This is a genomic window from Streptomyces sp. WELS2 (genome assembly GCF_013870595.1).
In the GTDB taxonomy this organism is placed as follows: domain Bacteria; phylum Actinomycetota; class Actinomycetes; order Streptomycetales; family Streptomycetaceae; genus Streptomyces.
On record NZ_JACBWZ010000142.1, the window covers coordinates 1 to 11,052 of the forward strand.

The 11,052-nt window shown below is 73.8% G+C and carries 12 protein-coding genes and 1 pseudogene; 6 read left to right on the top strand and 7 right to left on the bottom strand.

All coding sequences use genetic code 11. From position 1 onward, the window contains the following. A pseudogene (locus tag H5J33_RS37385) lies at positions 1–142 on the bottom strand (N-acetylmuramic acid 6-phosphate etherase); the annotation flags it as partial. A gap of 47 nt (positions 143–189) precedes the next feature. Then, entirely contained in the window at positions 190–1,095 is a 906-nt protein-coding gene (locus H5J33_RS11815) for a MurR/RpiR family transcriptional regulator (protein ID WP_181794855.1), read from the bottom strand. 55 nt (positions 1,096–1,150) lie between these two features. Between H5J33_RS11815 and H5J33_RS11820 the strand changes: the two genes are divergently transcribed. Further along, entirely contained in the window at positions 1,151–1,534 is a 384-nt protein-coding gene (locus tag H5J33_RS11820; protein ID WP_181794856.1) for a hypothetical protein, read from the top strand. Beyond that, complete coding sequence (locus H5J33_RS11825; protein WP_181794857.1) at positions 1,531–1,809, top strand: DUF4031 domain-containing protein; 279 nt, start codon at positions 1,531–1,533, stop codon at positions 1,807–1,809. Before H5J33_RS11820 ends, H5J33_RS11825 begins: the two co-directional genes overlap by 4 nt. Here the strand turns inward: H5J33_RS11825 and H5J33_RS11830 are convergent. Both H5J33_RS11830 and H5J33_RS11835 read right to left on the bottom strand, forming a co-directional pair. Beyond that, positions 1,791–2,858 carry a GNAT family N-acetyltransferase gene (locus H5J33_RS11830; protein ID WP_220212242.1) on the bottom strand — a complete coding sequence of 356 codons (1,068 nt, stop codon included), beginning with the start codon at positions 2,856–2,858 and terminating at the stop codon, positions 1,791–1,793. The genes H5J33_RS11825 and H5J33_RS11830 overlap by 19 nt on opposite strands. Before the next feature lie 26 nt (positions 2,859–2,884). After that, entirely contained in the window at positions 2,885–3,529 is a 645-nt protein-coding gene (locus H5J33_RS11835; RefSeq protein WP_181794858.1) for a hypothetical protein, read from the bottom strand. Positions 3,530–3,695: 166 nt separating this feature from the next. On the opposite strand from H5J33_RS11835, the gene H5J33_RS11840 reads away from it, so the two are divergent. After that, positions 3,696–4,400 (top strand): copper homeostasis protein CutC, encoded by a 705-nt coding sequence (locus tag H5J33_RS11840; RefSeq protein ID WP_181794859.1) that lies wholly within the window; start codon positions 3,696–3,698, stop codon positions 4,398–4,400. On the opposite strand, the gene H5J33_RS11845 is transcribed toward H5J33_RS11840, so the two are convergent. Further along, positions 4,397–5,107: a hypothetical protein gene (locus H5J33_RS11845; protein ID WP_258565021.1), complete on the bottom strand. Its 711-nt coding sequence runs from the start codon at positions 5,105–5,107 to the stop codon at positions 4,397–4,399. The two genes, H5J33_RS11840 and H5J33_RS11845, sit on opposite strands and share 4 nt — an antisense overlap. A 42-nt stretch (positions 5,108–5,149) precedes the next feature. Beyond that, a complete protein-coding gene (locus H5J33_RS11850; RefSeq protein ID WP_181794860.1) occupies positions 5,150–7,204 on the bottom strand; it encodes a UvrD-helicase domain-containing protein in 2,055 nt (684 codons plus the stop codon). A gap of 276 nt (positions 7,205–7,480) precedes the next feature. Here H5J33_RS11850 and H5J33_RS11855 point away from each other — a divergent pair, with 276 nt between their 5' ends. Together H5J33_RS11855 and H5J33_RS11860 are read left to right on the top strand one after the other, a co-directional pair. After that, entirely contained in the window at positions 7,481–7,672 is a 192-nt protein-coding gene (locus H5J33_RS11855; protein ID WP_181794861.1) for a hypothetical protein, read from the top strand. A gap of 42 nt (positions 7,673–7,714) precedes the next feature. Then, positions 7,715–8,839, top strand: a complete 1,125-nt coding sequence (locus H5J33_RS11860) for a glycosyltransferase 87 family protein (protein ID WP_399552811.1) — start codon at positions 7,715–7,717, stop codon at positions 8,837–8,839. Here the strand turns inward: H5J33_RS11860 and H5J33_RS11865 are convergent. Next, positions 8,791–10,440, bottom strand: coding sequence for a DNA repair helicase XPB (locus H5J33_RS11865; protein ID WP_181794862.1), 1,650 nt, complete (start codon positions 10,438–10,440; stop codon positions 8,791–8,793). The two genes, H5J33_RS11860 and H5J33_RS11865, sit on opposite strands and share 49 nt — an antisense overlap. A gap of 139 nt (positions 10,441–10,579) precedes the next feature. Between H5J33_RS11865 and H5J33_RS11870 the strand changes: the two genes are divergently transcribed. Continuing rightward, a partial coding sequence (locus tag H5J33_RS11870) for a hypothetical protein (RefSeq protein WP_181794863.1) occupies positions 10,580–11,052 on the top strand: 473 nt, incomplete at its 3' end.

The following is an 11,052-nucleotide window of genomic DNA, read 5'->3' on the forward strand; positions in this document are numbered from 1 at the left end:
CGGCGCCGGGCACGCCCGCGTCCTCGCCGTTCATCAGCCGGGCGATCTCCAGGGTGGGCAGCCGATCGATGCCGGCCAGCTCGGGCCGGAAGGCCTCGGTGGTCAGGGAGGCCAGCTGACTGCGCAGGTCGTGAGAGGTCATAAGGGGGGTGGCTCTCTCCGGTACGGGGACGTGCTGTCCCTACGGTCCTATCGCGAAGCGCTCCGGTGCCGGTGCGCCAGCGCCTCGTAGGACGCGGCCAGCGCCGGTGCCGCCGTCTCGTACGTCCGCTGCGCCACCCCGACGAACAGACAGTCCACCACCAGCAACTGGCTGGTCCGGGAGGACATCGCGGCGGGCCGCAGCTCCGTCTCCCGCGACGTCGACGTGGTCAGCACGAGATCGGCGTACTGGGTGACCGGTGAGTCCGGCCGCCCGGTGACGGCCACCGTGGTCGCCCCGTGTTCGAAGGCGACCCGCAGCGGCTCGATGACGTCCCCCGTCGTCCCGGAATGGGTGATCGCGATCGCCACATCACCCGAACGGAGCTGCACGGCGTTGGTCACCGCAAGATGCGGATCGCTGTGCGCGTGGGCTATGAGGCCTATCCGCAGCAGCTTCTGGGTGAGGTCCTGGGCGACCAGCCCGGACGCTCCCACGCCGTACACATCGGTGCGCCGGGCCCCGACCAGCGCGGTGACGGCCGCGCCGAGCTGCCCGGTGTCGAGTCCGGCGGCCGTGTCGGCGAGGGTCTGCTGCTCCTCGTAGGCCAGCTTGGCGACCACGTCGTCCAGGGAGTCGTCCACCGCGATGTCGGTGGTGATCGCGGGCGCGCGGCCGGACTGCTGCTGGGCGGCGAGTCCGGCCAGGGCGAGCCGCAGGTCCCGGTAACCGGGGTAGCCCAGCAGCCGGGCGGTGCGCACGACGGTGGCCTCGCTGGTGCCGGTGAGCTCGGCGAGGCCGGTGACCGTGAGGGCGGCGCAGCCGGCCGGGTCGTTGGCGACCGCTTCGGCGACCCGCTGCATGGACCGGGTCATGGAGGGGGCGAGCGTGCGCACCTTCGCGGCGAGGGAGCCGACCGGACTGCCGAAAATTTCCTTCACGTCCTGGGTCACGCATGAAAGATATTTTCGGTTCGGTGTCCTGGTCAAGAGTGCGCACAATGGGGGCATGGACCCCATCAGCCCCCTGGAACAGGCGTTGCACGCGGCCCGCGCCCTGGTGCTCGCGGACCTGGTCGCGCGCGAGGTCGCCGAGGCGGACGTGGTCTCGCTGGTGGAGGACTCCATCGCCCAGCGGCGCTGGTGGGTCGAGCAGTGGCCGGACGGCGCCGCCTTCGTCGCCGGGCTGGTCGCGCAGGACGTCCAGGACGCGCTGCTGGAGCGGTACGGCCGCTGGCCGCTGTGTCCGGTGTGCGGCTCCGGCGACCCGCACGCGCTGGACGTGGAACCGGAACTGGGCCCCGACCCGCACTGGGTGTGCCACAAGGCCGGTGTGAAGGTCGCGTCGGTGGGCTCGCTGGGCTCGGCCGTCGGCGGAACGGCCTCGTCGTGACCCTGTACGTCGACCCGCCCGCCTGGCCCGGGTACGGCCGCCTGTGGTCGCACCTGGTCAGCGACGTGTCGTATGACGAACTGCACGCCTTCGCCGCCCGGTTGGGCCTGCCGCGGCGGGCCTTCGACAGCGACCACTACGACCTCCCGGAGCACCGGTACGCGGACGCTGTGGCCGCCGGGGCGGTGGAGGTCAGCAGCCGCGAAGTGGTCCGGCTGCTGCGGGAGTCGGGGCTGCGCCGGCCCAAGGGCCTGGCTCAGCGCCGCAACTCGTAGGCCAACCCTTCCCCGTCCTCGCTCACCTTGGTGAAACCGGCGCGGGAGACGACCGCCTGGGAGGCGGTGTTGGCGGGATCGATGGTCGCGAACAAGGTCCGCACCCCGTCGCGGGCCAGCGCCCACTCGGCCAGCGCGCGCAGTGCCTCCGTGGCGTAGCCGTTGCCGCGGGCGGACTCCGCGAGGTCGTAGCCGATCTCCACCCGGCCCTCCTCGTCCGGGGCGGAGTGGAAGCCCATGCCGCCGACGGCGCGGCCGTCCGCCCGGCGGACCAGCGTGAAAACGCCGAACTCCGGCCGGTGGACGCCGGTTCGGTACGCCTTGAGCATGAATCCGGCGGCCTCCCGCGTGCCCTCGTACGGGCCCCCTTCGACCCACTCGAACCCACCGTCGCCGCCGAGGGACAGATCGTGCGCGGCGGCCGGGCGGACGCCGACCAGGTCGAGGCGCTCGGCGGGGATGACCAGATTGTTGCGCCAGCGCCATTCGGTGACCGGGGCGCGGCCGGGCAGCTCGCCCCGGCCGGTGGCCCACAGCAGGGTCGGCCAGGGCTCGGGGCCCGGCTGGACGTGCGGGAAGAGCCAGGTCAGGACGGATTCGGCGAGGTCGGCGGAGGGCTCGTAGGGCAGGCCGAGGCCCTGGGTCATGTCATGGGTGTGCAGCAGCACCTCGGCGACGCCCATCGCCGCGAAGCCCACGCGGTCGGCACTGCCGTAGGGGTAGTTGTGGTGGCCGCGCGCTCCGGGCGGGGCGGTGTCGACGACCGCCGCGAGCAGGCCGCCGGTCGCCTCGACGACCCGGAGCAGGTCCGCGTTGCCGGTGCCCTCGTCGGGGGTCAGCATGAAGGGGACGTAGCCGTCCCGCGCGCGCGTGACGAGGTTGGCGGCGTACGCCACCAGGTCGTCGGCGACGTGCACGGCGGTGGTGCGGCAGTCCCACTCCAGTCCCCCGGCCGGGACGGCCGTCCAGTCGCGGTCCACCGCAGGGCGCAGGGCCGCGATACAGCCCGCGACGGCCTCGGTCACGTCATCGCCGTTCATCGATCGCATGGGCGCACCCTAGGCGGCGGCCTCCCTCAGGTCGACAGCATTTCCAGCTCCGAGGAGAGGTTGTAGCGGGCGGTGGCCTCCCAGTGCTCCCGGCCGTACGGGGTGTGGAACAGGCGGGGCAGGCCGAGGAGTTGGCGCAGAATCGCCGAACGCCCCGCGCGGAAGGCGTCGTTGGGCACGAAGTGGTACTCCTCACGGATCCCGGCGGTGTAGACGGCGTACGCGGACGGGGGCGCGGCCAGGATCGCGAGATCGGCGTCGCACAGCACCTGGCCGTCGGCGTCGTCACCGGCCGGGTCGTGGCCGACGGTGAGCCGGACCAGCCGGGCCACCTCGGCCGTCTTCGCGTCCGGCAGGCCCGCCTCGGGCAGCGCGCGCTCGGCCAGCCGCGCGGACCGCTCCTCGTTCTCGGACCGCTCCGGGAGGTAGACGGCGTCGTGGAACCAGGCGGCCAGCCGGACCACGTCCGGGTCGGCCGCGTACCGCTCCAGGGTGTCGACGTGGTCGAGTACGGCGGTGAGGTGCGCCACGGTGTGGTAGTGGCGCTGCGGCTCCCGCCAGCGGGCGAGCAGGTTGTCGGCGTAGGGGGCGGGGTCGGGGCCGCCGCCGGGGCCGCGGGCGGCCTCCAGGGCGCGGGTGAAGCGGAGTCGCAGGGCGTCGAGGTCGGCCATGTCCCCATTCTTCCGTGCCGCCCGCCGCCTCCCGCATGCCGGAGACCGCCGGCCGTCCCGTTCGTACGGCTGGCCCCCGTTCGTACGGCTGGCGCTCGGGGACGGGCATACTCTTGAATTGGACTAGACCTGTAGTCGCCCGACGAATGCCGATGAATGGGGTGCCATGAGCAAGCGTGCAGTCCTGGAGGTGATCGCCCTCGACCTCGAGGACGCGGTCGCCGCCCAGGCCGGAGGCGCGGACCGGCTGGAGCTGGTCACCGAGATGGCGGCCGACGGGCTCACCCCCGCGCCCGCCACCGTCGCCGCGATCCGCGCCGCCGTCGACATCGACCTGCGCGTGATGCTCCGCATCGCGGACGGCTTCGCGGCCGGCGACCTGGACCGGCTGGTCGGCCTGGCCGGCGAGCTGCGGGAGGCGGGCGCCGACCAGTTCGTGCTCGGGTTCCTCGCCGAGGACGGCGGCGCCGACATGGCCGCCGTGGAGCGGGTCGTCGACGCCCTCGACGGCTGCCCGTGGACCTTCCACCGGGCGATCGACCGGGCCGCCGACCGGGACGCCCTGCGCAAGCAGCTCGCCGACCTGCCCGGCCTGGACACCTACCTCACCGCCGGCGCCGCCTCCGGTGTGGACGACGGCCTGCCCACGCTGCTCGCCGAGGCGGCGCGGGGCGGCGGCCCGGGTTACGAGCAGCGGATCATGGTCGGCGGCGGGCTGCGCCTCGACCACGTGACCCGGCTCCGCGAGGGCGGGATCGACGCGTTCCACATCGGCGGCGCGGCCCGCCCGGCCGGCTGGCGGGGGCCGGTCTCGGCCGAGGAGGTCGCGCGGTGGCGCACCGCGCTGGACGGGGACGCCGGCGGCGTCTAGTTCCGCACCGGGTGCAGGCACAGCGGGGTCGCGCCGTCCGCGCTGTATTGGAGGTAGGCGTAGTAGTCGCCGTCCGCGCAGTACCCGTTGTGCTGCTCGGTGACCAGGAACTGCGCGTCCGGCGAGTCGCAGGGCACGTTCCTGAGGTCCTGGTGGGGCCACTCGCGGTCGTTGTGCGCGCACGCGCCGACCGACAGCGGCTCGGTGTTCTTCCGGGGCTGGAAACGCACCCGGGACGGCTCGTCGGAGCCGCCGGTGGCGATCAGGACGGGTACGGCGATCACCAGCGCGGCCAGGACGGCGAGCGGGAGCAGCACGGCCGGCCGCCGCAGCAGCGGGCGGCCGGGGTCCAGCGGCGGGCGCCAGGCGGCCGTGACCGGTGCCGGCAGCCTCCGGATCCGGGCCAGCGCACCGAGGTTGAGCAGCAGGGTGGCCGGCGTGACGAGCAGCGACAGCAGCCCCCACCAGCCCCGTACCAGGGTGTCCCGCTGCATCTGGCGGAACACGGCCAGCGCGCAGGTGCGGCACAGCGTCTCCCGCCGCCGCAGGAGCCGCATCAGCACCACCATGCCCTGGTGCCCGCGCACCGTCACCGGCGCGGCGGGCAGCGCCCCGCACACCTCGCACCCCGGAGCGGGCGGGTACGGCGCCCCGGGCTGTCGGTAGGGGTACGCGGGATACGGCGGGGGCGGATGCGGCGTGCTCAACGGGGGCCTTTCCAGGGGGACATGACGGAACGGCTCAGCACCCTACTCGGCGAGCTGCGGGGGCAGCGGCGCCGCGTGCGTCACGATCAGACCCGACACCGCCCGGGTCAGCGCCACGTACAGGCGTCGCAGGCCGGTGCGCTCGTCCGGCTCGCCGTCCACCACCGCCTGCGGCTCGTCCAGCACCACGTAGTCGTACTCCAGGCCCTTGGCGAGCGAGGCCGGGACCAGGGTCAGCCGGGTCTCGCGGGTGGTCTCCTCGCCGGGTGCCAGGTAGGAGATCCCGGCGGCCGTCAGGGCCTCGGCCAGCTCCGGGACGCGCGCGTCGGCGGCGATCAGACCCGTCGAGCCCTCGTTGCGCAGCAGCCGCGCGCAGGCGTCGACCACATCGGCCGCCCCGGCCGCCGGACGCACCTCGAAGAAACCGGGGTTCTCCCGGACCGAGGCGACCGGGGCGAGGCCGGGCGCGATGTGCGGCAGCAGCCGGGAGGCGTACGCGATGACGTCCGTCGGCACGCGGAAACCGGCCGTCAGCTCCTCCACCGCCCCGTCCGGCTTGCCCAGGTGCGCGAGTGCCTCCGCCCAGCTGCGGGTCGCCCACGGGGTCGTGCCCTGGGCCAGGTCGCCCAGCACGGTGGCGCTGCCGGTGGTGCAGCGGCGGCCGACGGCCCGGTACTGCATGGGGGACAGGTCCTGGGCCTCGTCCAGCACCACGTGCCCCAGCGAGTGGGTGCGCTGGATCAGATCGGCCGCCTCGTCGATCAGCACGGCGTCCGCCGCCGACCACTTGGCCGACTTCACGCTGCGCGCCGGCCTGGTCCACAGGATCGTCTTCTGCTCGTCCTCGTCCAGGACCCCGGCGGCGTGCTCGGCGAGGAACTCCGCGTCCGACAGCAGCCGCAGCACCAGCTTCGCAGGGTCCACGGCCGGCCAGACCGCCTTCACGGCCGCCTTCACCGCGCTGTTGCGGGCCACCGCGTCCTGCACCCGGTCGTCCGGCGCCTCCCCGGCCTGCTCCATGCGCACCAGCACCGCGTGCGCGACGCGCTGCGGCAGCGCCTCGCGGGCCGCGCCGTAACGGATGTCCCGGGCCAGCAACTCGCCGACGATCTCCTCCAGTTCGTAGGCCGGGATCCGCCAGCGCCGGGAGCCGCGCACGACCACGAGCGGCTCGGTGGGCAAGGTCACGTGCGCGTACAGGGCCCGCCGGAGCACCTCGGCCATCCGGGCGTCGCCCTTGACGACCGCGGCGGCGGCCTCGTCCGTGCCGCGCACCTCCACATGGGCGACCAGGTCGTCCACCGTCGCCTGCCGCACGGTCAGCTCGCCCAGCGCGGGCAGCACCTGCTCGATGTAGTGCAGGAAGGACCGGTTCGGCCCGATGACCAGGGTGCCGGTGCGGGCCAGCCGCTCCCGGTGGGCGTACAGCAGGTACGCGACCCGGTGCAGGCCGACGGCGGTCTTCCCGGTGCCCGGACCGCCCTGCACACAGACCGTCCCGGACAGGCCGGACCGGACGATCTCGTCCTGCTCCGGCTGGATGGTGGCGACGATGTCCCGCATCGGGCCCACGCGCGGCCGCTCGATCTCCCGCTGGAGCAGCTTGCTGGTGGTGGCGGCCTCCGCCGGGTCGGACAGGTGCTCGTCCTCGTACGCGGTCAGGTCGCCGCCGGTGTAGCCGAAACGCCGGCGCAGCCCGACGTCCATGGGGTTCCTCTTCGACGCCCGGTAGAACGGCTGCGATACCGGTGCGCGCCAGTCGATGACCATGGGATCGCCGTCGGCGTCGTGCACGTGCCGCCGCCCGATGTAGAACCGCTCGCCCTCGGCGCCCTCGGCCTGCTCGGCGCCCGGCGCGTGCAGGTAGTCCAGACGGCCGAAGAACAGCGGGGTGTCGCTGAGGTCGGCCAGCGCCTTGATGCGCTCGTCGATCTGGTGGGCGAGGACCTCGGCGTTGACCCAGTTCGCGGTGACGTCGCGGATGTCGAGCGCCTCCACGTCCTCACGCATGGCGCGCAGGGCGGCACGGGACGCGGAGAGGTGGGCGCGCTCCCGGGCCAGGGGGTCGTCGAGCGGGTCGTGGGCGGGCGTGGACAAGGGGGTGCCTCCGGTGGGCCTGCTGCATGGGCTACGACGTTGCCACCCGGTTTCCGGCCGGACGGCGGCACTCCGTGAGGGAGGCGGGGCAAGGGCGGAGATCCTAGGCGGGGCGCCGGGAAACGTCCAACGAATTTCCGGGCCCGGCCCGTCCCCTAGGGGACGCGGGCCGTTCGGCCTCAGGGGTGGCGTCCACCCGGAGGCCTACGCGGGGCGGCCGGGAACCGGACCCGTGGGCCGATGCGCCGGCGGTGCCCGGCGATCCACCATGAAGGCATGAGCGCAGCGACCATCACACCCGCCCCCTTCCGGCAGCCGTCCGGCGCCACCGCCCTGGACGGCACCCACCACCACCCGCTGGGCAACGCCCTGCGCGCCGTCAAGGTGTTCGCCGAGGCCGCGTTCGGCGTCGTCGTCCTCGGCGGGTACGGCGAGTACGGCGAGGAAGCGGGCATACGCCGCAGATGATCACATAGGGTCGGCTCCGTGCGGAAACGGACCGCCCTGCTCCTGCTCGCCCTCTCCCTCGCCTCCTTCGGCACGCTCTGCGCCCTGCGCGGCGCGCCCATGGCCGACCTCCTCGTCTACCGCGCCGAGGGCGCCGCCGTCGCCCACGGCACCGACCTGTACGGCTTCACCGTCACCGAGTGGCGGCTCCCCGCGACCTACCCGCCCTTCGCCGCGATCCTGTTCGTCCCGGCGGCCTGGCTCCCCGTTCCCGTCCTGAAGACGGCGTTCCTCGCGGCCAACGTGCTCCTGCTCGCCGTCCTCGTCGTCCTGTCCGCCCGCCTGGCCCGGCGCACCCCGGCCCCACCCGTGGTCTGGGCCGCCACCGCCCTCGCCCTGTGGCTCGAACCGGTCTTCCAGACCCTGCTGTTCGGCCAGGTCAACCTGGCCGTCGCCTGCCTGACCCTGTGGGACCTGACCCGGCCCCCGGGCGCCCGGTGGGCGGGAGCGGCCCTCGGGATCGCGGCCGGGATCAAACTCACCCCGGCCGTGTTCCTGGTCTGGCTGCTGCTGCGCGGCCGGATACGGGAGGCGGCGACCGCGCTCGCGGCCTTCGCGGGGACGGTCGCGTCCGGCGCCGTGCTGCTGCCCTCGGCGACCGTCTCCTTCTGGACCCGGCGGCTGTGGGAGACCGGCCGGGTCGGCAAGGCCTGGATCGTGGACAACCAGTCCCTCCAGGGGCTGATCGCACGGATGCTCGGCGATCCCGCGCCGGGCCTCGGCTGGGTGCTGCCGGCGCTGGTCACCGGTGCCGCCGGGCTGTGGCTCGCGGCCCGCGCCCGGCAGGAGCGGTACGGCATCCTGCTCACCGCGTGCACGGCCCTGCTGGTCTGCCCGATCAGCTGGTCCCACCACTGGGTGTGGTGCGTGCCGCTGATCGCGGTGCTGCTCGGTGACGGCCGCCGGTGGGCGGCGGCCGCCACGGCGGCGGTCTTCACCGCCCGCACCCTGTGGCTCGTCCCGCACGCGGGCGACCGGGACCTGCACCTGCCGTGGTGGCAGCAGCCGGCGGCGTCCCCGTACCCGCTGCTGGTCCTCGTCCTGCTGGCGTGGGCGGCGGCGGCCCGCCGCCCGGCGCGTCAGGCCGCGCCCTCCGCCAGGATCTCGTCGGCGTCCACGATCCGGTAGGCGTAGCCCTGCTCGGCCAGGAACCGCTGCCGGTGGGCGGCGAAGTCCTGGTCGATGGTGTCGCGGGCGACCACCGAGTAGAAGTGCGCCTGGTGGCCGTCGGCCTTGGGGCGCAGCACCCGGCCGAGCCGCTGGGCCTCCTCCTGCCGGGAGCCGAAGGTCCCGGACACCTGGATGGCGACCGTGGCCTCGGGCAGGTCGATGGAGAAGTTCGCGACCTTCGACACCACCAGCACGCTGATCTCGCCCTCACGGAAGGCGTCGAAGAGCTTCTCGCGCTGGGCGTTGGAGGTCTCCCCCTTGATGACGGGAGCGTTCAGATGCTCACCCAGCTCGTCCAGCTGGTCGATGTACTGGCCGATGACCAGGACCTGCTGCCCCGCGAACCGGCGGACGATCGCCTCGGTGACCTTCCGCTTGGTCGCGGTGGTCGCGCAGAAGCGGTACTTCTCCTCCGCCTCGGCCGTCGCGTACGCCAGCCGCTCGGAGTCGGTCAGGTTCACCCGGACCTCGACACAGTCGGCGGGCGCGATGTAGCCCTGCGCCTCGATCTCCTTCCACGGCGCGTCGAACCGCTTGGGCCCGATGAGGGAGAACACGTCCGACTCCCGGCCGTCCTCGCGCACCAGGGTGGCCGTGAGCCCCAGCCGGCGGCGCGCCTGGAGGTCGGCGGTGAACTTGAAGACCGGCGCGGGCAGCAGATGCACCTCGTCGTAGAGGATCAGCCCCCAGTCCCGGGAGTCGAACAGCTCCAGGTGCGGGTAGACGCCCTTCCGCTTGGTCGTCAGCACCTGGTAGGTGGCGATGGTGACCGGCCGGATCTCCTTCCTGGTGCCGCTGTACTCGCCGATCTCGTCCTCGGTCAGCGAGGTCCGCTTCACCAGCTCGTGCTTCCACTGCCGGGCGGAGACGGTGTTGGTGACGAGGATCAGCGTGGTCGACTTCGCCTGGGCCATCGCCCCGGCGCCGACCAGCGTCTTGCCGGCACCACAGGGCAGGACGACCACACCGCTGCCGCCGTGCCAGAAGTTCTCCACGGCCTGCTTCTGGTAGGGGCGCAGCGCCCAGCCGTCCTCCAGCAGCTCGATGGGGTGCGCCTCGCCGTCGACGTACCCGGCGAGGTCCTCGGCCGGCCAGCCCAGCTTCAGCAGCGTCTGCTTGATCTGCCCGCGCTCGGAGGGGTGCACGACGACCGTGTCCGGGTCGATCCGGGCGCCGACCAGCGGGGCGATCCGCTTGGACTTCAGCACCTCCTCCAGCACCGGCCGGTCGGTGGTGGTCAGGACGAGTCCGTGCGCGGGGTGCTTGCTGAGGGTGAGCCGGCCGTAGCGGTCCATCGTCTCGGCGATGTCCACGAGCAGCGCGTGCGGCACGGGATAGCGGCTGTACTGCACCAGGGCGTCCACGACCTGCTCGGCGTCGTGCCCGGCGGCGCGCGCGTTCCACAGGCCGAGCGGGGTGACCCGGTAGGTGTGGATGTGCTCGGGCGCCCGCTCCAGCTCGGCGAAGGGGGCGATGGCCCGCCGGCAGTCGTCGGCCCGCTCGTGGTCGACTTCCAGCAGCAGGGTCTTGTCGGACTGGACGATCAGTGGACCATTCACGCGCGGCACACCCTTTCCACAACGGCCAAACGTCCAGTGTGCCTCATCGAGCGGGTTTGTCCCGGGGCCGTGCACTATGCAACCCCGTCCCGGCCCCGCGGGTCTACGCCTGCGGCGGGGGCCGAGGGGAGGGCGTGGGATGACGGCGATCAGATGGGCGACCGGCGCGGGGGCCGTGGCGGTGCTGGTGGGCAGCGGCGTGTGGGCCATGCGGCCGGGGCAGGTCGACGCCCGGCTGTGGGCGGAGGTCCGGCCGGTGATCGAGGCCCGGCTGACGGCGGAGCAGCGGGGCACCGGGTACGGCGAGACGGTGCCCGCGCTGGACGCGCACTGGTTCTGCCGGGCCGAGCCGGTCGGCCTGGAGTGGCACGGGGACGAGGTGCGGGCGGGCGTCGACACGCTGTGCGTCGAGTACGGGGTGCGCGACGGCGGCCTGGTGGAGTGCGGCGGCGGACACGTCCCGCAGGTGCTGCGGCTCGCGCGGGCCGCCGACGGCCGCTACCGGGTGGTCTCGCAGGAGCGGGCTCCCGACGGCGCGGGCAGCGCCGGCTGGACCGAGTCCCGCTTCGGCCGCCGCACGCTCGCCCCGCGCGACGGGATGTCGTCCACGCC